17 protein-coding genes are annotated in these 25619 nt (G+C 44.5%); 8 read left to right on the forward strand and 9 right to left on the reverse strand.

Annotated features, from left to right (window positions below; translation table 11 throughout):
• Positions 1-43: 43 nt before the first annotated feature.
• On the forward strand, positions 44-1117 hold the full coding sequence (locus tag EH243_RS06345) for a GlxA family transcriptional regulator (RefSeq protein ID WP_164549058.1): 1074 nt from the start codon (positions 44-46) through the stop codon (positions 1115-1117).
• A gap of 265 nt (positions 1118-1382) precedes the next feature.
• Here EH243_RS06345 and EH243_RS06350 read toward each other — a convergent pair whose 3' ends face one another.
• The 5 genes from EH243_RS06350 to megL form a co-directional block, all read right to left on the reverse strand.
• Entirely contained in the window at positions 1383-3686 is a 2304-nt protein-coding gene (locus EH243_RS06350) for a molybdopterin-dependent oxidoreductase (RefSeq protein WP_126157800.1), read from the reverse strand.
• Between the two features lie 152 nt (positions 3687-3838).
• Entirely contained in the window at positions 3839-5557 is a 1719-nt protein-coding gene (locus EH243_RS06355; RefSeq protein WP_126157856.1) for an acetolactate synthase 3 large subunit, read from the reverse strand.
• 90 nt (positions 5558-5647) lie between these two features.
• The gene (locus EH243_RS06360) at positions 5648-7246 is read right to left on the reverse strand and encodes a 2-oxo acid dehydrogenase subunit E2 (protein WP_126157801.1); all 1599 of its coding nucleotides are present in this window, start codon (positions 7244-7246) and stop codon (positions 5648-5650) included.
• A gap of 92 nt (positions 7247-7338) precedes the next feature.
• Complete coding sequence (gene aceE, locus EH243_RS06365; protein WP_126157802.1) at positions 7339-10014, reverse strand: pyruvate dehydrogenase (acetyl-transferring), homodimeric type; 2676 nt, start codon at positions 10012-10014, stop codon at positions 7339-7341.
• Between the two features lie 129 nt (positions 10015-10143).
• Positions 10144-11337: a methionine gamma-lyase gene (gene megL / locus EH243_RS06370; RefSeq protein WP_126157803.1), complete on the reverse strand. Its 1194-nt coding sequence runs from the start codon at positions 11335-11337 to the stop codon at positions 10144-10146.
• 168 nt (positions 11338-11505) lie between these two features.
• On the opposite strand from megL, the gene EH243_RS06375 reads away from it, so the two are divergent.
• On the forward strand, positions 11506-11988 hold the full coding sequence (locus EH243_RS06375) for an Lrp/AsnC family transcriptional regulator (protein ID WP_126157804.1): 483 nt from the start codon (positions 11506-11508) through the stop codon (positions 11986-11988).
• Between the two features lie 165 nt (positions 11989-12153).
• On the opposite strand, the gene EH243_RS06380 is transcribed toward EH243_RS06375, so the two are convergent.
• Positions 12154-13587 (reverse strand): site-specific integrase, encoded by a 1434-nt coding sequence (locus EH243_RS06380; RefSeq protein WP_126157805.1) that lies wholly within the window; start codon positions 13585-13587, stop codon positions 12154-12156.
• Between the two features lie 538 nt (positions 13588-14125).
• On the reverse strand, positions 14126-16633 hold the full coding sequence (locus EH243_RS06385) for a CoA transferase (RefSeq protein WP_126157806.1): 2508 nt from the start codon (positions 16631-16633) through the stop codon (positions 14126-14128).
• A 141-nt stretch (positions 16634-16774) separates the two neighbouring features.
• Here EH243_RS06385 and EH243_RS06390 point away from each other — a divergent pair, with 141 nt between their 5' ends.
• Complete coding sequence (locus tag EH243_RS06390; protein ID WP_126157807.1) at positions 16775-17623, forward strand: LysR family transcriptional regulator; 849 nt, start codon at positions 16775-16777, stop codon at positions 17621-17623.
• Positions 17624-18244: 621 nt separating this feature from the next.
• Positions 18245-18580: a 50S ribosome-binding protein YggL gene (locus tag EH243_RS06395; RefSeq protein WP_126157808.1), complete on the forward strand. Its 336-nt coding sequence runs from the start codon at positions 18245-18247 to the stop codon at positions 18578-18580.
• Positions 18581-18966: 386 nt separating this feature from the next.
• On the opposite strand, the gene EH243_RS06400 is transcribed toward EH243_RS06395, so the two are convergent.
• Positions 18967-19164 (reverse strand): hypothetical protein, encoded by a 198-nt coding sequence (locus tag EH243_RS06400; RefSeq protein WP_206441538.1) that lies wholly within the window; start codon positions 19162-19164, stop codon positions 18967-18969.
• Positions 19165-19317: 153 nt separating this feature from the next.
• On the opposite strand from EH243_RS06400, the gene EH243_RS06405 reads away from it, so the two are divergent.
• Positions 19318-20604 (forward strand): aminotransferase family protein, encoded by a 1287-nt coding sequence (locus tag EH243_RS06405; RefSeq protein ID WP_126157809.1) that lies wholly within the window; start codon positions 19318-19320, stop codon positions 20602-20604.
• Between the two features lie 329 nt (positions 20605-20933).
• Complete coding sequence (locus EH243_RS06410) at positions 20934-21602, forward strand: DUF1826 domain-containing protein (protein ID WP_126157857.1); 669 nt, start codon at positions 20934-20936, stop codon at positions 21600-21602.
• Positions 21603-21832: 230 nt separating this feature from the next.
• Here the strand turns inward: EH243_RS06410 and EH243_RS06415 are convergent, their stop codons facing one another.
• Positions 21833-22750 (reverse strand): choline sulfate utilization transcriptional regulator, encoded by a 918-nt coding sequence (locus EH243_RS06415; RefSeq protein WP_126157810.1) that lies wholly within the window; start codon positions 22748-22750, stop codon positions 21833-21835.
• A 138-nt stretch (positions 22751-22888) separates the two neighbouring features.
• Between EH243_RS06415 and betC the strand changes: the two genes are divergently transcribed.
• Together betC and EH243_RS06425 are read left to right on the forward strand one after the other, a co-directional pair.
• Positions 22889-24412 carry a choline-sulfatase gene (gene betC, locus EH243_RS06420; RefSeq protein WP_126157811.1) on the forward strand — a complete coding sequence of 508 codons (1524 nt, stop codon included), beginning with the start codon at positions 22889-22891 and terminating at the stop codon, positions 24410-24412.
• A gap of 97 nt (positions 24413-24509) precedes the next feature.
• Positions 24510-25466 (forward strand): choline ABC transporter substrate-binding protein, encoded by a 957-nt coding sequence (locus tag EH243_RS06425; protein ID WP_126157812.1) that lies wholly within the window; start codon positions 24510-24512, stop codon positions 25464-25466.
• Positions 25467-25619 lie beyond the last annotated feature (153 nt).

Genomic DNA, 25619 nt, shown 5'->3' on the forward strand with positions numbered 1-25619 from the left:
GCAGTTACATGCCCTTTTAAATATAAAAATGGGAGGACTGAATATGGAACCAGTAAGTATAAGCACCTTAAATCAGTTACGAAACCCAATAAAAAAACAACCACTCTTAAACAAAGCACACATAATAAATAAAAAAACACATTCTGATTCAATAAAAAAAGGCACTAAGCCGCATCGTTTCTGCTTTCTTGTGCAATCAGAATTTTCGGCTTCTGACCTTGTCGCTACCACACACGTATTGAGTTTAGCAAACCGGGATTCTCAAGAAAACTTATATGACTGGGTCATTGTTAGCAAAGGCGGAATTAGCCCCTCTTCATACGAAGGCCTAGGAATACAGGTTGACAAAGATATTCAATCTGTCAATTTAAAAGAAATCGATACACTGATCATATTTGGTGGTCAAAAAATAGAATACAAAGATCGTGAAATAATTAATTGGATTATTTCCGCAAATTCAAAAAAAATAAAAATCGGCGCCATAGGTTCTGGAGTATACCTTCTTGCTTTAGCTGGACTGTTAGAAGGACAGCCTTGTACTATTAACCGAGAATATTTACCTGCATTTAAAAAAACATTCCCGAACATAGAGATTTCTTCTAATCTTTTTGTTCAAAACGAAAAAATATTTTGCTGTTCAGACAGAAATGGCATGGTAGATTTCATGCTTAAAATAATAATTAATCAGCACAACCCATCTCTGGCTATGAAAATAAATAATCAGCTTAATAACCAAATAATTCAAGACCATCAACATCCTTCACATTCTATTAATGATGAAAACACCCCTATAAAAATAAAAGACATAATTTCTCTAATGGAAAGTAATCTAGAAGAACCTTTAAGCATGGAAGACCTATCAAAATATACAGGGGTATCTAATCGACAAATTGAACGGCTATTCAATAAACATTTAAAAAGCTCTCCCTCAAAATACTATTTAGAGTTACGGCTCACCAAGGCAAAAAGTCTAATACGTCACACTAATGATACTATAACTGATATTTCAATCTCTTGTGGCTTTAACTCAGTAGCGCATTTCAGCACATCTTATCGTCGACTTTTTGGTCTTCAGCCGAGAGAAGAGCGCAGCGCATCGATTATTTTTAATCATTAAGATTGTTTATTTTTCACACATTAAAAAAATTTAATAGCGCCTTTCAATTAAATTATGATGTAAAGCCTCTTCTTAAAGACCCTTTTCACCCATAGATTTCTAATTTTCACAGACACTAAAACTATCCTCATTCTTCCATCGATTAAATTAAACCTTAGTCCCCGCCTCTGTATATAAATAAAAAATATTCTCATTTTACAAGCAAAAAAAACTGTGTCATTCGACACAGTTTTGTACTCAAGCATTTACCTTTCATAGGACTCTACTAATCGTTACTCAGTGGAGGGTCATAGACTGTTATTTCTGGTAGTTCACCTTCAAATTTTTCTAGCTCAACTAACGCACTATGTGCTGCAGTACCTTGCGAAAGTTTCGACGTCCTTTTGTCATGCGTAAGCATATTAGGATTCCCATGCTTATCAAGGCTCTTAGTCTCTCCAGGAGTTGCCGGGTCATACCACGCCCCCGTGCACAAATAGATTGTTCGCTCTCTGATATCTTCAGTAACGACCGCCCCTGCAAGGCAAGCCCCTCTATCGTTAAACACCCTTACGACATCACCATCCTTAATATTACGCGCATTGGCGTCTTTAGGATGAATCATTACCGGTTCACGCCCCTTCACCTTAGAACTTTGGCTATATTTCCCAGCATCAAGCTGACTATGGAGCCGAGTCTTTGGCTGACCAGAAATCATATGTAACGGAAAAGAACGAGCTTGTTCAGAATTAAGCCATTCAGTAGGGGGAAGCCAAGTAAATTGACCAGGACAATCCGAATATCCAAATGACGCTATCCGATCACTATAAAGTTCAATTTTTCCACTTGGCGTTGTTAGTGGATTTTGTTCTGGGTCACGGCGGAACTCAGATAGCAAAACAGTTTCAGGGTTTGGATCTTCAAATTCAATAATATCACCGGTTAAAAACGACTCAAAATTCGGCAACGTGATACCCACACCAGAGGACATGACACAAAGATCTTGCCACATTCCTTCCAGCCACTGTCGTGACGTTTTATCTAACGTAAAATCCTTATCAAAATTCAGACGTTCAGCGATTTCAGTAAATATATCATATTCATCACGTGCCTCCGCAACAGGATCAATCACCTTAGGCATGGGTATGAGGCTATTATCTCGCTGCCCTCCGCCTATATCTTCGCGCTCGAGCGTCGTGGTTACTGGGAATACAATATCAGCAAACCGTGCGGTAGCCGTCCAGTTGATTTCGTTTACAATAACTGTTTCAGGCTTTTGAAAGGCCTTTATCAATCGGTTAATGTCTTGATGATGATGGAAAGGATTCCCACCAGCCCACCATATCATACGGATATCGGGGTAAGAGAGATCCTTACCGTTGTATTTATAATCCTCTCCAGGGTGCAACAACATATCTGAAATACATGCCACCGGGATAAACGTCTTAACTCTATTTTTACCCTGCGGAAAAGATGGCCATCTCAAAGGGCGGTTCATCAACCCAATACCACCATCAGAGCCATAAGCTATAGCAAATCCACCTGCGGGCAAACCAATTTGGCCGAGCATTGAAGCAAGCGTGATTGTGCCCCATAGGGTTTGCTCCCCATGCTCTGCTCTTTGCAAGCCTGCAGCGGTACAAATGAAGGTACGCGAACGAGCCATTTGTCGAGCAAGCTCTCTGATTCTTTCTGCTGGAATTTCTGATTGTAAACTAGCCCATTCCGCGGTTTTAGGCACGCCATCTTTTTTACCTAGTAAGTAAGACTTTACCTCATCAAATCCAACCGTATACCTTTCAAGAAAGGTCTGATCATGTAAATCTTCAATCAGCAAAGTATGTGCAAGCCCTAGCATAATCGCGGTATCTGATCCTGGTATAGGAGCTAACCACTCAGCACAAATTTCTGCCGGTGTATCAGATTTACATGGATTAAAGTCGATAAACTTTACACCCGCTGCATGACAAGCCAGTAACTCGCCTTTTAACCGGTGACGCGAACATCCACCAGGTGAAACTTGAGCGCTCTTAAGAGGAATCCCTCCAAACATAACGACAAGTTCTCCCTCCTTAGCAATCGTTGACCAACGAGTACCATTTCGAGTCAACCCTTCAAAATCCCCGACAATATGAGGTAACAAAACTAAAGCAGTGTTATAGCTATAGTTACCTTCACTTCGTACAAAACCACCAGAGCAATTTAAAAATCTCTTCAACTGACTTTGTGCATGATGGAATCGACCGGCACTGCCCCATCCATATGAGCCACCAAAAATGGCCTCGTTGCCATATTTTTGTCGGGTAGTGTCGAGAGCTTTCGCGGCTAAATCTAACGCCGTCTCCCATGACACTTCAATAAAGGGCTCTTCACCTCGTTTATTCCCTCCATGCTGGGGGCCATTTTCAAGGTAGCCTTTACGTACAGCAGGCTTTTTTATGCGTGCAGAACCGTAGATGGAATCTACAAAATTATCATTAATCGGTGACGGATCGGGATCGCCAGGGTGACCACTGACGCCTGTCAATTTACCATCTTTAACGTCAGCAATCCCTGCCCCCCAATGGCTTGATGTTACATGCTTAGTCATTTCAATCCACCTCTAATTTTTATTCTTCTCAACTGAACTGATAGTACTTCAGCAGTTAAAGTAGCCCTTCAATTCTTCATTCTGCTATCTAGCCCCCCCCCCCTATTTAGTGCGGGTAGCCCTTCATAACAAAACCACATTTGTATCTGCTATTAAGTTCTTACGGTTTTGGATACCCACATATCTCGCATTGAACCTCGAGGGATCTGAGTCGGGTGAACATGTTCTTCTGGGTCGACATAAATATTAACGAAAACAAGTTTATCTTCTATCGCGAATGCCTTTTCCAATACCTGATCTAACTCCTCAGGTTTCGACACTTCTAACCCCACATGATTATAAGCTTCAACAACCTTAACAAAATTAGGTAGGGACTCCATATATGATTGAGAATGCCTGCCATTATAGTTAAGGTCCTGTAACTGACGAACCATGCCTAATGATTGATTATTAAGACAGATGATTTTTATCGGCAGGTTATACTCCAAACAAGTAGACAGTTCTTGAATATTCATTTGTATACTTCCATCACCGGTCACGCACACCACAGTTTCATTCGGAAGGTTGATCTGTACCCCCATAGCAGCAGGCAAGCCAAACCCCATCGTTCCAAGACCTCCTGAATTTATCCACCGTCGCGGCTTATCAAAAAAGTAATGCTGTGCTGTAAACATCTGATGTTGCCCAACATCAGAACAGATATAAGCATCGCCCTTCGTGACTCGATATAACGCATCGATCACTTGTTGCGGTTTTATCTGTTCATCACTATGACTTTGATATTCATATGTCCGCTGACGCTCACGCCATGCTTTTATTTCTTGCCACCATGGTATGAGCTCTTCACCGTTAACGCTATCCGTATTCTTACGAATAAGACGTAACATCTCTGTTAATACATATTCAGCCGAACCCACAATAGGCACGTCTGCTCTGATCGTTTTAGAAATTGAAGCAGGATCTATATCCACATGAATAATACGGGCTGTTGGGCAAAACTTATCTGTGGCGTTCGTAATCCGATCATCAAGACGTGAACCTATATTCAAAATCAGATCACTATGATGCATAGCCATATTCGCAGTATAACCACCATGTAAACCAATCATACCTAAATATTGCTCATCTTGACCGGGATAGCCCCCCAACCCCATTAAAGTACTGGCCACAGGAAGACCAAGGTGTCGCGCAAACTCAGTGAGGATAGCTGAAGCTTCTGCGGTAATGACACCTCCACCCGTTAAAATAACAGGCCTAGTAGACTGCCTTAACAAGTCCACCGCTTTTTTAATCTGTCCCAGATGCCCTTCGGTTTTTGGCTTATACGAACGCATAGAAAGGTTGTTAGGTATACAGTACTCCGCACGTTCATCTGGCAACGTCATGTCTTTTGGTATAACAACAACAACGGGGCCAGGCCGCCCAGAGGAGGCTATGAAAAAGGCCTTTTCCAACACGACGGGGATCTCTTCAGACGATCTCACCGTCAAACTGTGCTTTACGATCGGTTGTGTAACCCCAATCATATCTGTTTCTTGAAAGGCATCTTCACCGATTTGATTAGTCATGACCTGCCCAGCAAGCACAATCATGGGAATAGAGTCCATATAAGCTGTCGCTATTCCTGTAATAGCATTAGTACTACCGGGACCAGACGTCACTAAAACAACGCCAGGTTTACCTGTTGCCCGCGCATAACCATCAGCCATATGCGTTGCCGCCTGCTCATGTCTCACCAAGACGTGCTGAACCTTTTCCTGCTTAAACAGAGCGTCATAAATATGTAGTAAAGATCCACCGGGGTAACCGTACACATATTTAACCCCTTTATCGGATAAATAACGTACAACCATTTCTGCGCCACTTAACATTTCAGGTTGAACTGTTAATTCATTACACGTCTTTGGTACTTGGCTCATAATTAAATCACTCATTAATATAAGTCTTAAAACTCCTGAAAATTACAGAAGGTTATTCCGGATATCGACTAATGCTTCGTGAATAAACCCCATGAATCGCCCAGCATCTCCGCCATTAATTGCGCGGTGATCAAAAGACAGACATAACGGAAGCATAACGCTTGGTTCGAATTTAGAACCATCCCATGATGGTTTGACTGTTGACCTTGCGATTCCAAGAATAGCGACCTCTGGTCCGTTTACGATCGGGGTAAACCCTGTACCACCCGTTGGTCCTAAGCTCGATATGGTGAAATTCCCTCCCTGCATCTGCTCAGGTTTTAACTTACGTTCACGAGCTAAGGATGTTAATTCAATGATTTCATTAGCTAACTCAACAATACTTTTTTGATCGGCGTTACGAATAACAGGCACCACTAACCCTGAAGGTGAATCAATGGCAATGCCTATATTGATATAGGCTTTTTGAATGATTTTATTATTCGCGCTATCAATCGAAACGTTAAATTGTTGGTGCGCCTTTAAGGCTTTAGCCGTAATCATGACAATAAAAGGAAGTATCGTCGGTTTACGCAACAAGCCAAGCTTTTCCGGTTTCAGATTACTTCTGAATGCTTCAAGATCCGATATATCCACTTCATCAAACAATGTTACATGAGGAATATTCAGCCAACATCGAGTCATATGAGCAGAGGTTGCTTTCGCAATACCACTCATGCCTTTCTCTTCTATCTCTCCGTAACGAGAGAAATCAGCTAGCGGTATCTGAGGAATCCCCGTCATACTGCTCTGCGCTGGTTGCTGACCAACCTCTATCGACGTTTTAACCGCTTGTTTCGCAAACGAAATAACATCTTGCTTCATGATACGACCGCGTGGGCCACTGCCGCTCAACAACGCCAGATCAATACCAAACTCTCGAGCAGCCTTTCTTGTTGCAGGCCCTGCATTAAAGACGTTTCCATCACTCTTTATGCTTTGCTGTACTGGTTCCTTAAAATCCACTTCTGATGGTTTTAATTCTCCATTGCCATCCGTGTTCAGTGCAGCCATCTCCACAGGCTTTAAAACATCGGTTGTCACTTCTGGAGGTTCAACACTATCAGTAACCTGCATTTCAATCAGTGGCGTGCCTTTATCAATCGTACTGCCTACATCGACTAACAATTTCGTAATGACTCCAGAATGCTCTGCAGGCACTTCCATCGAGGCTTTATCCGACTCAGCAACAAATAAAATATCTCCCTCACTAACTAGGTCGCCAATAGCAACACAGGCCTCAACAACCTCACCTGTACCACCAGCATCAAGCATTATTTGGGTGATGATCACGGCACTATTATCTGGCGCTATAGGGTCAGGCTCTCTCATGCTAACCTTATTGTCTGATGTCTCCAGTAATTGATTCGATTGAGCGTTTATGGCTAAAAGTGGGGTGCCCGTTTCAATTGAATCACCTAGCTCTATCAACCACTTATCGACAATACCCGAAATAGGCGACGGAACCTCCATAGAAGCCTTATCTGATTCCAGCACTAACATTGCATCACCGATTTCAACCTGTTCGCCAGGCTGAATGCAAAATTCAATAACCTCTCCGCTGCCATCAACTTCCGGCATCAAAATCGTTTCTGTCGTCATTTTATTTTTCTCCTTTCGGCTTTCTCCGCCCAGATAAATCTAGACGGATAAAACCTCCATCATTGGCCTTTTAAATCAGAAAGGTGTGCGGTTTATAGCGAAACAGGATTCAACTTCATGGTAGGTATACGTAACGTGGAACGTACCTCATCAAGTTTTTCCTGAGTAATAGAGCCTTTCTTATATAGACCAACCAAGGCAGACCAAGCGATGTAACGCGCATCTACTTCGAAATGATCACGCAGTTCAGGTCTAGCTTCACTAAGACCAAAACCATCCGTTCCGAGAGCGGTAAAAGAATCAGGGAACCAGCGAGCAATATTATTCGGCATCGATTTCATATAATCACTCACCGCAACAAAAACTCCTTGTTCACTTTCCATCAACTGCTCAACGTAGTTTTTAGAAGAGTTTTCCGGATTAAGCATATTCTGCCGCTCAACCTCCATCGCCTCCCGAGCCAATTCGTTATAACTGGTGACACTCCAGATATCTGCGCTACAACCATGCTCTTGTAAAATATCCGCAGCCTTTAATACTTCCTGCATCAGGCTACCGCTGCCAAGCAAGTGAACTTTCATACCAGATTCGTCATTTTTCTTAAAACGATACATACCTTGAAGAATATTTTCTTCAATCCCCTCTGGCATTGCAGGCATAGGGTAATTTTCGTTATACAGCGTCAGGTAATAAAAAATGTTCTCGCCTTGCTCAAACATCCGCTTAATACCCTCTCGCACAATAACGGCTAACTCATATGCAAAAGCAGGGTCATAGCTCTTCATATTAGGTACCGTGGATGCTGTCACATGAGAATGCCCATCTTGATGCTGAAGACCTTCACCATTCAAGGTGGTACGTCCGGCAGTTGCTCCTAACAAAAAGCCCCGTGCCATGCTGTCCGAGCAACTCCAAACCATGTCGCCAACACGCTGAAAGCCAAACATAGAATAAAAAACATAAAAAGGAATCGTGGGTACTCCAAAGTTTGCATAGGCAGTTCCTGCTGCGAGAAAAGATGCCATCGCTCCTGTTTCACAGATACCCTCTTGAAGTAATTGACCATCTTTAGCCTCTTTATATGGCAGCAATGATGATGCATCTACGGGTTTGTATTTCTGCCCTTCGCTGGAGTAAATACCAAACTGTTTAAACAGAGACTCCATACCGAAAGTACGTGCTTCGTCCGGAACAATAGGAACCACATAGCGGCCAATATCTTTATCTTTTAATAAACCGGACAGCATCCGCACAAATGCCATAGTTGTTGATTGCGCTCTGTCAGTTCCTTCAACAGCACCCTTAAACAAACTCAAATCAGGTGTCGTCAGAGCAGGCGCTCGCACTTCACGAGCAGGAAGGTAACCATTTAGTTGATGCCGTTTCTCGTGTAAATATATCGCTTCAGGACTCTCAGGCTCAGGAAGATAAAGTTGCGCCTCAGCCATGGCTTCTTCCGACATTGGAATGCCGAATCGCTTACCTATCGCGATACGTTCTTCAGCACTGAATTGCTTTTTCTGGTGAGCAGTATTCTGGCCTTCGGCAGAATGTCCCATACCTTCGCCTTTAACCGTTTTCATCAAAATAACGGTAGGCTTATTGGTATTTTTTGACGCCTGATCAAACGCAGCGAAAACCTTATTCCGATCATGCCCGCCGCGTCGAATACAACGAATCTCTTCATCGCTAAGCGTTTTCATTAACTCTTCTAAGCGGGGATCTCCATCGATCCAATGATCACGAACAGTTTGTCCATCAGATACAGTGTAAAACTGGTAATCACCATCAACAGCACGATCCATACGAGCCTGCAGTACACCGTCAACATCCCGAGAAAAGAGTTCATCCCACTCACTTCCCCAAATAACCTTGATAACATCCCAACCGGCACCCCGATAACTCCGCTCAAGCTCTTGAATAATCTTGCCATTGCCTCGTACAGGGCCATCAAGTCGTTGCAAATTACAGTTAACAACCATAACTAAATTATCAAGGTTGTCTCGGGTCGCCATATTAATGGTTCCCATCACCTCGGGTTCATCAGACTCACCGTCGCCAATAAAGCACCAGACTTTTCCGCCGTTCTTAGCTTTAAGTCCCCGGTTCTCGAGATACTTCATGAAGCGGGCCTGATATATTGCCGTTGGCGTGGACAACCCCATTGATGCCGTCGGGGACTGCCAAAAATCAGGCAAACGTCGAGGGTGGGGGTAAGAAGGAAGACCACCTCCATCGCCAAGCTCTCGACGAAAGTTATTTACTTGCTGCTCAGTCAATCGACCTTCTAAGAAGGCCCTTGCATAAACACCTGGCGAAGCATGTGCTTGTACCATAAGCATATCGCCACCGTATTCTTCACTACGGCTACGAAAATAATGATTAAAACCTACCTCTAACATCGTTGCTGCCGACTGATAGGTCGTTATATGCCCACCGACACCACTTCCATTATCATTGGCTCTCAATACCATCGCCATCGCATTCCAGCGAATGATATTTTCGATCTTCTGTTCGAGCTCTATATTACCTGGATATCGCGGTTGTTCATGAGTCGGGATACTATTCCGATAAGGAGTGTTTAGCGTTGCCTCAGCCAAACTAACCCCTTTTGTCAGCAAATGGTTTTGCAGCATACGTAACATTTCACGGCTACGATCCTTTCCTTGCTCGCCGAGCAGATACTCCAGTGCTTCTAACCATTCTTTATTTTCCAGCGCTTTTTCTTCTTCGGTCAAAGGCTCAAAACCAGTTTCTCTGATATTCATTACAACACTCCGGTAAGAGTTCTTAAATCAACAGATTCAATAAGCCGCAATTAATCGGGCATATAATCTAAGATAAAGATCGGCTTACAACACAGCTGTATTGGTATTGTAAGCCAGGTCAACTAAGCGTTAAGACATTAACGCTTGATTAAGGTCGGCAATAATATCTTCTGCCGCTTCAAGGCCTATCGATAAACGAACCAGTCCTTCAGTAATACCATGTTTAGCTCGCTCTTCTGGCGTATAAGCTGAATGAGTCATGCTGGCTGGATGCTGACAAAGTGTTTCTGCGTCGCCAAGACTGACCGCCCGCTTGATCAGATTTAAACCATCCAATAATTGAATACCCGCTTCCATTCCACCTTTTAGCTCCAGAGCAATCATTCCCCCAAAACCACTCATTTGCTGAGTGGCAAGTGCATGGTAGGGGTCTGAGGCTAAACCGGGGAAATAAACACGCTCAACCGCTTCATGCTGGTCAAGCATATCTGCTACTTTCTGAGCATTGCTACAATGACGCTCCATTCGAAGCTCTAACGTTTTAAGACCCCGTAAAATCAAGAAAGCAGTCATTGGTGCAATAACAGCACCCGTCATATCTTTAATGCCATACAGTCTAATATTGGTAACCATATCTGTATCACCAACAACAACCCCAGCGATTAAATCACCGTGACCACCTAGATATTTAGTTGCAGAATGCACAACTAAATCAGCACCAAGCGTCAGAGGTTTTTGTAAATAAGGTGTACAGTAAGTGTTATCAACAATGACTTTAATTTCAGAATCAACCTGTTTAACGAGAGAGCTTATTGCGGCAATATCAATAATTCTCATATTAGGGTTTACAGGTGTTTCAAAATAAATCGCTTTAGTTTGACTATTTATTTCAGACTTCACCGCATCCAAATCAGTGAAATCAAGAAAACAAACATCCACCCCAAACTTCTTCAGACCGTGCTCCATAAATGCAAAAGTACATCCATACAGCGTCTTATCCACCAAAATTCGATCACCAGGAGATAAGATTGTCCAAAGCGTTGCCGTGATTGCGCCCATACCAGAGGCACAAGCTAATGCAGCTTCCCCGTCCTCAAGATCTGCCATTCTTTTTTCTAGGATTTCTTGCGTTGGATTAGAAATACGACTGTAGAAATGCCCACCTTCTTCGCCGGCAAAACGAGCACCGCCTTGGGCAGTACTATCAAAAGCAAACGTTGAAGTCATGTAAATCGGTGGATTCAAAGCACCTTCACAACTCATTGCATCGTAACCGCTATGAATAGAGCGAGTAGAAAAAGCAAGTTTATTCTTATCGTGCATGTTCGTTACCTCATGACAGAACGTCTGCCAGTCAATTATCTTGGAAAGTGAATGAATTAAACAAAATTCATCTTAACCAAATAAACGAGGAGAACTCTTGCGTTTTTAACCCTATAATAACGAATAATTAGAGACTATAGCCCCAAAAAAACAAAAAAGGAGTGAAACATGCCAAACAAACCTCTTGATCGTATTGACCGTCGAATTCTCGAAGAGATTCAGGCTGATGGAAGCATCAGCAACTTAGAACTCGCCGAGCGTATTGGTCTATCACCATCGCCGTGCTCCCGTCGCGTAAAACAACTACAAGATTCCGGCATCATTAAAAACCATGTTACCCTTCTAGACCAAGCGGCTTTAGGCTTACCTATCAGTATCTACATTTTTATCAGCTTAGACAGGCAAGCACCTGATCGACTAAATACCTTTGAAGACAAGATCCGCACGTTTCCAGAAGTTATTGAGTGTGCATTAATCACAGGTGGTGATGCAGACTATCTGATCAAAGTAGTGATGCCTGATATGTCGTTCTATCAGAGCTTTTTACTCGACAAGTTAAACAGAATAAACGGTGTTAGCAGTATCAAAACCAGTTTTGTATTACGGCAAGTGACTCAAACAACAACACTCCCCCTTACGCATATTCAATAACGGTATTTCATACGTTAATATCGGAAAGAATAGTCGAATCGTATTGCCAGCGAGAGTCTGCAGCCTAGTTTCTCCAGCCCTTCGCGTAAGTCTGTAGGGGTTTTATAGTCCGCAATATTACCAGCGATATATTTCGGCGCTTGGTTTAACAGCTTCGCTTTTTTCTTATAGCTTATAGTTCGGGTTCGCTTGTAGGAAACCTAGCTTCTCAAGCCCCTCTCGTAAGCCTGTAGGGGTACTGTACTCAACAATATTACCAGCGATATGTTGCGGTGCTTTGTTCAATAGCTTCGCTTTTTGATAGTGGGCTTCAATCACTTGAATCGAGTTACCACAATGTTCAGCGATGTCATTGTGGGTGATATTGGCTGCCAATTGGTTATTGATATAGGTATGTCGAGCACTGTAAGTCACATACTTGTCATGGTGTAACTTGTCACTGACGTAATCCAAATACTGCTGTCGACTGAAAATTCGCTCGTAGGCCGGATAAGTATCATAAACATAGCTTTTAAACACAAAACGATCTGGGTAATTTTTAATCAAGTAATCCAAACGCTCTGCCGTTTTCAAGCCCATCAGCGTTTTACTGACATGCTCGATTGCCTGAACCGCAGTGGCATCAATCGCAATATCTCGATACTTATTTTTACTCGTTTGCGTTTTGCCTTTGTGTAATCGAATCACATAGTAGTGATTGCCACTCTCTTTATCTAAATGCTTTGATATGTCCTTAAACGCAATACCTTTAGGCTCCTCACCCGGTCTCACACCGGTGGATAACAGGAAGCTAAAGTAGTGCTGAAATGCTTCACGATAGTGCCTTGTTTGCCTCGTCCGGCTGGCTTCAATAAAGCTAGGATAGTTATCCCGAAGCACTTTTAGATCATGCTCACTGAATGGTTGAACATTATAGTCCGGATCTTTAATAACGATATCGGTTGGCATGTCAGGGACCAGTAGCGCGCTCACCAGTCGTTTTTTCACTGCGTAGGCAAAGACCTTACGAATACAGGTCTTTTGCATAACAATCCGAGACTTCGAACGCACGGTCGTTTGCTCGAAATACTCCATAAGCATCGGATAATCGACATTCTTGATATTGGTATCGCCAAAAAACTCAATAATGTGGTTTTGCAGTAACGAGATATAGTCTTTGTATGTCGTATTTTTTAATGTTGGGTTATCGATGACAGCCTGCATCTCTGCAATGGTTTTGTTAGCGACGGCTCTGAATGTCAGATCAGAATTCAAATCAAGTGAGTAACCAGACTCAACCTTGCCCATCAACTTTAAACGCTGCTCAGTAGCGAACACTTTAGCGTCTTCAAGGTGCTCTTTTTTGGTAGTGAAACGCTTTTCTTTAACTTTGCCATCCACATCGATTTTGATCCTAGCAGACCAGAATTTTGTTCTACTTTTCTGCCGATACACTGAGATGTACTCATTGACATGAATCCAATCAGTATCTTTTGAGGATGTTAGATTTGCATCCGTCTTAGGAGATAACACTTTGCTCAGATCCAACTGAGACAGCAATATCTGGTACTGTTTTTCATCCATTCGAGTAACGAGTTGAATGAAATCCAATTTATCCATGCGGGCGCCACTCCCTAGCCAATCATATGTAGACAAACCTGTAGAGTTCACAATAATACCACCTAAGATACTGAAACTTAAGTAGTTATCGTAAACCAATTAGATTCAAAATCCCCCGCCCTTAAAAGCGTGCCGGTTCGAGTCCGGCCACTGGTACCACTTAACTCATTGATTTAAAACTACTAAATAGATAACCGAGTGCTGACTTAGCCCTCGGTTTTTTTATGTCTACAGAAAATCCCGTGTAGAGTTTGCATGAAAAATAAGCCGTGAAAACGCCCCTTTCTTTGTAGGTTTTCAAGTAGAGCGCTCTGCTCTTCCTTCGATAAAATATCGTTATTCAGACTCGCCATCACCGACGTCACAACCGCTATCCGACATTAAATACCTTTTCCACACCCAGCGGTGGTAAACCACCGCTGATGGTCGCTTAACTTCTACTTTTAGCACCTATTAAAAAGGGGAGGATTACCAGTACGCCATGTTATGCGGCGGGACTTAATCAGACTTTCCCTAGACACAGCTATACTCTCCGGTTCTAAGTCGGCATATAGCGGTCGCTCCACTGGATAGCCGCCGCACCCTCCTCAATCATCTGCTCTATCTCACTGTCGCTGAATTGCAGTTGCTGCAGTAAGGTAACGGTATGCGCGCCGTATTTTGGCATAACAACAGGCACCCGGACTTTCGATCTCAGTGGCCGGACTGAATTAGGTGCGATCAGCTCCAACCGATAACCACAGGGATGATCCGCAAAACGAATAAAGGCGACACTCTGTGCTCCATCCAGATTAGCTTCAGATTCATCCATTATATTCTGCTCACGCAGCTGACTCATCGTTACTAATGGCTGACAACTAATATCCAACGGACAGAACAGCTCCTCCCAATAACGCCTTGATTGCGTGATAAACAGAGCTTCAAGCAGTGGATGACGATCAGATTCCATGCTGATCTCAAGCTCAGGCAGATTCAACACACATTTGAAATCCTCTATCTGAGTTTTCTTATTCAGCGCCAGAAAAAACCAACCATCAGCCGCCTGATAGCAACGATACAGTGGATCGGAGCCTTTAACTTGACGACCAGAAGGCTCATTAAACGGTTCACGGTTTACGTAATCATACATAAACGGAACCTGAATCAGCTGACCGGCTGCGATCAGGGAACTGCGCGCAACACTGCCGCCATTGCCTTTGGCGCGGTTAACCAGTGCCACCGCAACCGCCTGTGCAGCGCAATACCCGCCTAAAACGTCAATAGTACCGAAGTGTGCATGCTCCTCTGGAGTATCAATACCCCCACCAAAACGCGACATAATACCGGTAGTCGCCTGAGCCAGATCGTCATAACCGGAGTAATCGCTTCGAGGTCCCGCTTTCGGACCACTGTAAGCATCAAACTGACATAGAATAATCTCCGGATTAATTTCTCTGAGCTCTTCATAACTCAGACCTAGCCGCTGAAGCTGGCCATCGTTAGCATTGATAGTGATCACATCAATATCCGGCAATAGCCGCAGCAGCACTTCACGCCCAGAGCCACTCTTCAGGTCAAGTAGCGCACTGGTTTTACCCTGATTCGCCTGCATTCCAAAGACAATGGTGTTCCATGGATCCAGCGTCGGTATTGGGGGGTCGATACTGATCACTTCAGCGCCAAAACGTGCCAGAGTAGCGGCAATCGTCGGTCCGGCTATTACATTAGTCAGATCAAGAATTCGGATACCGTCTAACCAACCCTCAGGCTCTGCTTCTGCAGCTACCGATATTACTTCTCGGGTATCTTCTGCCCACCCCTGTAACACCTGTTCAACGCTGGTCGGCTGAGCGCACTGTTTATCCATCACGGAAGTGTCTCCCTGCAACCAACAGGTATTGCCGAATTGAAGCATTGGCCCATATTTAGGCTCATCCACCGTAAGCATCAAACCGGATGCCAGCGCGTGTTCGGAATGGATCCACTCCCTTGTAACGCGGTGAGCACTGCCAGGTACACCAGCCTCTCCGAACAACGTCTCCCATTCGTAAGCGGTACGGGTTTTAAAAGCAACCTTCATTTTGGTAGAAACATAGTCGGCCCAATCACGGGATAGGGGGTATGAAACAATGGTGCAATCAGCATCCTCCGGCCAATCTTTAAGATCCTGATAGGCACTGTGAGTTGGAATCCCTGCCGCATCTATCTCATCCCAGATACCCAGCACCTTCAGGCAATCGATAGGATGTCGTGTATGAGAAGAGCAGACGGTATAGAAAGGACGACCATCCTTACACTCATAGGTCCGATAAAACGGATCGAGAAACTCCTGTAAGTCTTCATAGTTAAGGTTGAGCGGCTCTCCTGCCCGGCGACGACGCTGTATCTCCAGCTCCCGAGGGGACTTATAGCGATCGGGCAACTCATCTACATACATAGAGTTATAAGCCAGACCTTCCATCAGAGCTGCGGATATGGGTACTTCAATCACCTCACCACGACCGCTTTTCTCGCGTGCAAACAGCGCTAGGTTAACCGATGTCGCCCCCAGCACCGAAGCATATGCTGATGCCAGCGGCAACGGTGAAAACGAGGGATTAATCCCCATCAAAATACGATTCAACCCCATATCCGTGAACTGCCCTACCGCAGCTGCTATAACACCTTCCCAGGCCGGAATTGCAGATTGAGACTCATCCTTGGCAGAAAAACCTGGCAGTGAGAGGTAAACCAGCGCCGGATTGATCACCTGCATCGCGACAGCACCCAAGCCAAGCCGATTCATCACTCCCGGCCGAAAGTTTTCGACCACTACATCAGCCTGACGTATCAGTTGAATTGCCTGCTGCACTCCCTCCTCAGTTTTAAGATCCAGCGTGACACACCGCTTGCCTCGGTTAAGGATTGCTTCTGCAGGATTATCCCAACGGGCACCACCCGGCGGATCGATATGCACGACATCAGCCCCCTGATCAGCTAACATCATCGCCACCGCTGGACCCGCAATATATTGGCCAAAATCTACCACTCGATAACCTGCTAAAGGCCGCTTACTTTTGCTGATCATAATTACCTCACTTGTCAGAACTTTATTCTTATATCTAGCAGTATATGCACTTCACCTGAGTACAGGTATCACAACTTTCAGCACATAGCGTTCAAAAATTTTGTACACTAAAACTTCAAGATTATTTATTGGAGATACCCCATGGAAATGCAGCTAATCCGGACATTTCTCTCACTCGCAGAGGTAAAACGCCTGAGTTTATGCGCAGATTTACTCTGCCTAACCAAATCTGCTGTCAGCTCTAGAATCCGACAATTAGAAAATCAGCTGGGAAAACCTCTCTTTTCTGGCAGTAACAGCGGCATGGTATTAACAAAGTATGGACAGTCTTTTTACCCACACGCTGCAGCCCTGCAACAGCGCTGGGAACAGGCCCGTCAGGAAATGCAGCATAACAGTGAGGAGATACAAACCCTGCGCCTTGGCAGTCACCCGGCACTGGCTCACGATATTCTGCTGCGCTGGACCAGTTATATGTGGCAAGCAGACAGGTCGCTGAACATCCATATGGCTGCTCACTATTCTCAGGAAATGATTAATGAAGTGGCGATCGGTAACGTCGATATCGGTCTGATCTTTATTACTGATGCGACTTCCGGGCTAACTATCAAGCCCGTAATGGAGGATAGGCTCCTGATGGTTTCAACAACTGCGGGCCTTAACATCGGACAAGTCGACGCCAATGACTATCTCTATCTGGATTGGGGCTGGGGTTATAGCGCAGCTCACTCGGAGCGATTACCACAACTGCAACAACGCAAACTCTCCTCAGGTCATGGTGAACTGGGCTTAGACTGGCTATTACTCAATGGTGGTACCGCCTACCTTCCTGAACGTACGGTACATCAGGAACTGGATAACAGCACACTGTTTCAGGTCGCCGATGCGCCACAGTTCAAACGTCCAATTTATGCCGTATACCCTCGTCAGAGTAACCGTAAGGCACTCATTGACCAGTCACTGACTGCGCTAGGTAATTTACACGCGTGAATCTCAGTCTCGCAACAGCCGTTGCACCTGACTACAGATGCCGTAGTAGAACTACACCGCCCTTCTCGGTACGGAATACTGATCTGAGCCGCCCATGCACCATCCCCCGAACCAGCTGAAAACTGAATGCCACATCAGCCCTGGCAAGTTGTTCTGCATAGCTGCGAGCATCACCCACCAGTGGTGGATATGGCAGCTTTAGGTAAGTCGGAAAAATACTCGACCTCCAATGGAAATATTTCAGCTTCAGCTTGGGTATCTAAATGCAGCGCTGTAGGGGTACTGTAATCAAGTAATATGTTGCGGCGCTTTGTTCAACGACTTCTTCGCTTTTTCATAGTGGACTTCAATCACTCGAATCGAGTTACCGCAATGCTCAGCAACTGCTTATCAGTACTCTACAAACCGAATAATCAGGTCGCTAAAAAACTGAAAATTGGACTTGTGCGTAGCTTCCCTTTACTCTGGCCTCCCCTTTTTATTAATCGGTGGATGAAGACGCCGTCTCAAGAGTCATATTGAGTACAGCTAGAATTAAATTGGTCATATAAGCACCTAGTCTAGCGACCTTATTCCGCAAACCGCACCCACACAGATACAACTTCATAAGGATTATCCATAATGGAAGTACGAAACAAGCACAATCGCCGCCTACGCAAAAAACTGCACCTGGGTGAATTTGCCGTTAATCTCTTTGAGATACATGTAAAGCTATCCACTAGCAACGAGAGTGATCTGGACGCGTTCATTGCTAGCTTTGTGAACCAGCTTGAAAAACAAGGGCTGACCTACTTTGGGTACTCAGATCCTGACGGCATTCAGGGTCACGTACTCTCTCAACAGCGCTATGAGTCCCCATCAGAGAGCCAGAGACAAGAGTTGTCTGATTGGTGTGGCGCTTACTCCACGATTGAGAGTTACGAAGTTGGCGAGTTGATAGACATTAACCAAGCTTAACGCTCTGGCATCTGCTGTCTCAGAAGGCAAAGCCAACGACTGAGCAGCAGAATCTAAAAAGCATCCCCATAGATTAAAAATAGCCCCTCAATGGGTGTCGAATGTTTCGACACCCGTTTTCAAGAAGCTGACGGCTTCTGCTGATCCACTGCGTCCATTCCACTCAGCAAGAGGGGAAACGGTCAAAAGCGAACATCCTCTACGGCTACCACTAGCTACTGCAACCTTAGAGTTACTCACATATCCTGTGGATAACTGTGTGAGGACTCTCTGGACTTCTCTGTTATAGCCTTGCTGCATAGCCCCTATAAGGAACTGGGTGAAATCCAACCAACCCCGCTCACCATCTACCCAATCCCCTCTCTACGACTTATGCCGCAGACAGATTAGCTTTCTGAATAAAGTGATAATACCGACTGCCGCACAAACCATATCTTGCTGAGGCGTCCAGAACTCAGGCCGACACCGCCTACAACTTCACCATTAACGACGATAGACAAGCCTTTACCGATAACGCATAAACGATCCGATAACGCAGTATGAATGCCACGACAGCAACCGCACACGTTAGAACGGATAGACACTCAATCGCCCCCTTAAAATAACTTTCCCTAATACTTCTATCGGTTCAGGTCTTTATTTATAGTCTAATCACGCGTTTATCATGCTTAACACGACTTATGTTAAAAACTCACATCAGATCACTCTCTGGCTATATGCCCATAAAAGGATGAACAATGAAACAACGGTCACAATGGGTCGAAGACTTCGAAGGCAACAATGTTCCTGAAACCGTCGTCAGTTCAGGCTGCGGAGGATGGGTTAATATCGAAGGTAAAGAACGTGCTTATGAAGCGGTTTCTGGTCACAGTTGTTTAAACCTAGGGCATGGTCATGCAGAACTGGTTGACGCCGCCGCAGCATCACTCAGCAACCTCTCTTACTGTTCCCCTGAACACCTGAGCCCCTCTAGCATTGCCCTATCTGAACGACTGAGCACATTGTTAGGTGGCAACTACATGATCAAGTACTCGCTTAGCGGGTCATCATCTAATGAGATGGCACTTAGCATCGCACGTCGACGTTGGCAGGCGCTTGGGCATTTAAACAAAACGGTCTGCATATCATTAGATAGGAGCTATCACGGCAACCTTGGACAAGCACAATACATTACTGGTTTTGAAGCATTTCGAGTAGAAGGTCGACCAGACAACGCAGACTTTGTGCATATTTCTAGTGCTCGAAACGCTAAGACTGACGAACTATTTTCGCTCGCTGAGATACAGAAGCAGATCGAAACCACCGTTGATGCCATTGGCTCTGAACGAATTGCCTGTTTATTTGTTGAACCTGTTAATTTTGCGGGCGGTGTCATTGTTCCACCTAAAGGCTACCTTAAACTGTTACGGAAGCTATGCGATCAATATGAGATCACATTAATCGTCGATGAAGTGATTACAGGCTTTGGTCGCTCAGGAACCTGGTTCGCTTTTCAGCAGGAAGATATTCGCCCTGATATGGTGACCCTTGGTAAAGGCATCACCGCTGGCTATTTTCCTTTAGCGGCCGTCGCCGTTGATAAAGCCATCTATGATGACCTGCAACAACATCAGGTGCCATTGAAAATGGTCATTACGATGGCAGGTCATCCTGTCGGCTGCAGCATTGCTTTAAAAGCGATAGAAATAGTCGAACGAGATAATCTGTGCTCTCAAGTCACATTAAACGAAGCGGTCATTCGCTCGACATTTAATCTTATCGCCGACGCGCCGATTATCGGTGACATCAGAGGCTTCGGACATATGTGGGGGCTAGAGTTTTGTGACTTTAATGGACATTCATCGGCGACTATCGCTGCAAAAGTCGCACAAGAGTGTGAGCACAATGGTTGTATTGTGGCAGCTGCTGATGGGATTATCCGCATCAATCCGCCGCTGAACATGAGCCAAGATGAATGTGACAATATGCTCCAAGTAATGATTAATGCCGTTAATAATGCTGCCTCTCAATTAGTAGCAGGCTAAGGGCTGGAGTATTTCCGCTTCAGCGCCGGACAGTACTAAAAATAGCACTCGAAACAGGATGAGCTCGATGTCCGGCGTTGAAATTTTAGATCCTTACATTCAGGTCGGCCATGAGTCGTCTTAAGCCCGTCATTAACAAAAGATAGATGCCAAAGCAGTCCGGATCTGCGTGATGACGTAGATAGGGTAACCCCCAAAAACGACCGAGTCCTGACACTATGCTCCCGTAAGTAACATCCAATCAACACATCGCCCTTTATTGCTCAATACATGACAGCTTATGTTATGATATAACATCTTTAATTCTAGAGGTGCTTGCCGTGAATGCTATGGAACGGGTAGAAGATAATGGTTATTTAACGGATTACCCAAATGGCACCAATGCTGTCATCGGGGATTCACCTGAGACGATGACCGCGATCTACGAAGAACAGATAAACCTAGTGGTTGTGCAGCGATCACTACCTGATGAAATCGCTCATTATTGCCAAGAACTCGTCGATACTAAGCCAAACTTCAATCTTCGCTTAGCCATCAACCCTGAGCAGGCCGCTGAATCACTCACCTCCCTACCGAACTTAACGGGACACGCTGCCTTTGTTGATGACCTTGTTTTGTTAGTGGATATGTATAGCTGCTTATTCGATCTTGATGAAGTCGGTCTGAGATTACAGGTATTAGACCGCGCCATGTGTCCCCGCTTCCATATTGATAGATTGGGTTGTCGTCTGGTGACCACGTATCAGGGGCCGGGAACAGAGTGGCTCCGTAATGGCGATGTGGACCGCAGAAAGCTCGGTGCCGGTAACATGGGATTAAGCGACGCAGAATCCGGCCTATACTCAGATGTAACGGACATTCAGCAGGTCAACAAAGGAGATATCGTTCTGTTAAAAGGCGAAGGCTGGTATGGCAATGAGGGATTAGGGGCGGTTCATCGATCCCCTTTCATTACACCAGCGGAGAAACGTGTCGTCGTCACGATGGATTTTGCTTGAGTAGAAGCACTTTCTAATTCAGCTAGGTAATACACAACAGAATCATCACGCAATCAGATATAGCAGAGTGAAAAACACCTCACTAAACATGAGATGAATGTGCACAACCATGTACAAAACTAGTTATGATTTTACAATCACGGACAGTCATATAAAACCAAAGGTGGTAACCGTCACTGGTGGCCACTTAACATCCTTCTATGGTGCTCATGAAACATGGTTAGGTTGACCTAACCACTTATATTTTCAGGACTTTCACCCCATAACCAATCTAAAAAATGTTGTTTTGCATTTACAAGCTCATTTGGCCGAGGCTCCACAACATAATAACCACGATCAGAACTCAAACTAAACTCTCGTAACCCCACCAAGACCTTGCTATCAATCAAATCATCCACCAATGTCGACCATCCCAACCCCACACCTTGACCGGCTATAGCGGCCTGTATCAGCAAGGTGTAGTTATTGAAGGTCAATACCGGTTCTCCCGGAACAATCTGACTGCGACGTCCTTGAAAGTAGCTATGCCAGTCAAACCAACCTTGACCGGCATCAGCTCCTAATTTCAATAATGGCATGGACGCCAGTTTTTTATGGCTCCCTATGGGACTGCTGTCATGAAACAACTGGGGGCTACAAATAGGAAAAACCTCTTCATCGAAGAGCTTAAATACATGCGAATGAATTGAGTTTGCCCCACCAAACACAATCGCGACATCAACATTCTGCCCAAAAAAATCATGCTGCCCTTGTGATGTAATAATACGCACATCAATTTTCGGATGCAGCTCTCTAAAACGAGGAAGCCGCGGTAACAACCAATAAGCGGCAAAAGCAAAGTCGGTAGCGACATTAATTACTTGATGTAAACGAGTTTTTTGTAATGTTTCTAGACAACTGGCAATCCCCTGAAACCCCTCCTGGACAGCCTTATAAAGATGTTTCCCCTCTTCAGTCAGCGCCACCCCTCGATAGATACGACGGAACAGCATTATACCCAGATAGCTCTCTAGCCCTTTAATTTGTTGGCTTACGGCGGATTGAGTTGACTTCAGCTCCTGAGCTGCACCCGTAAAACTCTTATGACGGGCCGCGGCTTCAAAGATAAGCAGACTCTGAGCTGAAGGTAATCTTTCAGAAAGAAACATAATCTCAACTTATATATATCATTAGTTTTTAACCCGTTTACAGTATCTTTTTTTCTGTTAAAAATCTAACCCATCAAAATAAAAACGTATTCATTAGTTCCGAGCTAATCACTACGAGATAACCGAGGTTTAAAGATTATGATACAGGATCAACCGAATATATTATTCATCATGGCAGACCAGTTAGCCGCTCCTGTTCTATCAATGTATGGAGGAAAAACGGCCAAAACGCCTCACCTTGATACATTAGCTAAGAATGGGGTTGTTTTTGATTCTGCATATTGTAATAGCCCTCTGTGCGCGCCAAGTCGTTACGTACTAATGAGTGGCCAGCTACCGAGTAAAATAGGTGCGTACGATAACGCCGCCGATTTTCCTGCCGATATTCCTACATTCGCTCACTATCTCCGCTCTTCTGGATACCGCACTGCACTTTCAGGCAAGATGCACTTCTGTGGCCCTGATCAGTTGCACGGTTTTGAAGATCGCCTTACCACGGATATCTACCCTGCTGACTACGGCTGGTTTCCAAACTGGGAGGATTTTGAGAATCGTCCAACCTGGTATCACAATATGTCATCGGTAACACAAGCTGGGCCGACCATTCGCACCAATCAATTGGACTTCGATGATGAAGTCATATTTCATGCCGAACGCTACCTATTTGATCATGTTCGTGGCTCTGATAAGCGCCCATTCTGTCTTACCGTGTCGATGACGCACCCCCATGACCCTTATGCTATTCCCCAAGAATATTGGGATCGTTACACGAATGAAGAGATTGAACTACCGTCTTTTGAGCTACAGCCCGAAGAGCAGGACCCACACTCTCAACGTTTATTGCACGTATATCAGATGGATCGTAATAACATCAGCGACCAACAAATACGTAATGCCCGTCGCGCTTATTATGGGGCGGTCAGTTATGTTGATGATCAGGTGGGTCGATTACTGAAAACATTAGAAGATACCGGACTCATGGATAACACCATCATTATATTCTCCGGTGATCATGGCGATATGCTCGGAGAGCGAGGCCTGTGGTACAAAATGAGTTATTTCGAATGGTCAGCTCGTGTACCGATGCTAATCTGTGCACCTAAGCATTTTGATGCTAAGCGAGTGAAGGCGTCTGTTTCCACTATGGATTTGTTACCGACCTTTGCTGAACTAGCCAATAATGGTAAAGCACCGGAATATGCGATGCCAATTGATGGTCGTAGCCTTATGCCACATCTAACGGGCGATAAAGGTCATGACGAAGTCATTGGTGAATATATGGGAGAGGGCGTCATTGCACCAATGTTTATGATCCGTCGAGGTGATTACAAGTTTATCTGCAGCCCAGCAGATCCCGATCAGCTGTTCAACCTAAAAGATGATCCGCAAGAACGTATCAACCTAGCTGAACTACCGGTACACACCGAACTACTCAATACATTTCGGGAAGATGCAGCTAAACGCTGGGATTCCGATGCCATTACGCGTGATGTTATTAACAGCCAAAAGCGTCGCCGTCTAATTGCCGCGGCTCATAAGTTAGGTAAAGAACCAAAATGGGATCATCAACCCATTTTCGACGCCAGCAAAATGTACATGCGTAACAATGTTGATCTGGATGATCTCGAAAAACGAGCCCGATTCCCTCAAGTCAATGACTGAAAGAGAGCCATAAGAAAGAGTCACTGCCCGTTGGCTTTAAACCTAAAATGCTCTATCAACCGCTTCGCCATTCAATAAAAGATATAAGGAATGTTCTATGTTTGCATTTTACAAGGCAAGTAAGTTACTCAGTATTATCAGCATGGCTAGCTGCCTGTTGGCAGGCAATATCGTAGCAGCAGAGCCGTCTCAATGTAAAAAAGTACGATTTACCGACCCTGGCTGGACTGATATTAACTCAACCAATGCATTAACTAGCACCTTATTGGAAGGTCTAGGCTATAGCACCGAAGTGAACATCCTCGCTGTACCCATCGGCTTCGAAGGCCTAAAAAACAATGAAATTGATATATTTCTAGGCAACTGGATGCCTGCGCAACAAAAATTTATCGATAAATATGCCACACCAGGCGACATAGATATCATCGGTACCAACCTCACTGGTGCTAAATTCACCTTGGCCGTACCACGTTACGTACATGACGCTGGCGTAAAAGACTTTGCCGACTTAGCGAGATTTAGCCAAAAGTTTCGTAAACGTATATACAGCATCGAAGCAGGATCACCCGCCAACCAATTATTACAAAGAATGATCGACAGCGAGGATTTTGATTTGAATAACTGGCGTCTTGTTGAATCGGGAGAACAAGGTGTTATGAGTCAGGTTAAACGTGAGATTAAGCGTCAACAATTTATAGTATTTCTGGGCTGGGAACCCCATCCGATGAATACTACTTTTGACATGGCCTACCTAACAGGTGGAGACAAATATTTTGGGGCCAATTTTGGCGGCGCAACAATACGGACGGTTACCCGCAAAGGCTATCAGGAAGAATGCGGTAATGTCGGTAAGTTATTAACTAACCTAAAATTTACCTTATCAATGGAAAACCAAATCATGGATCTCATCATGAATGGAGAGATGTCACCGATGGAGGCCGCACAGACATACCTTAAGCAAAATCCTGACGTACTGAACCCTTGGTTAGAAGGCGTTACAACTACCGACGGTAATAACGGGCTAAGCGCTGTTCAAAAGCATCTTGGATTATAAAAAAATCGCTGAGACCAATCGCAACATCAGTGCGCATTTTACTCATGTTAAAATTGATCTCAGCATTTCCAAGATAAATTAGGTAGCGTCTCGCTCCAACCGCTTATCGATAAAAGAAACCACTAGCTCCCTGCACTATATCCGTTAAAACTA

It is taken from the genome of Amphritea opalescens (genome assembly GCF_003957515.1).
Taxonomy (GTDB): domain Bacteria; phylum Pseudomonadota; class Gammaproteobacteria; order Pseudomonadales; family Balneatricaceae; genus Amphritea; species Amphritea opalescens.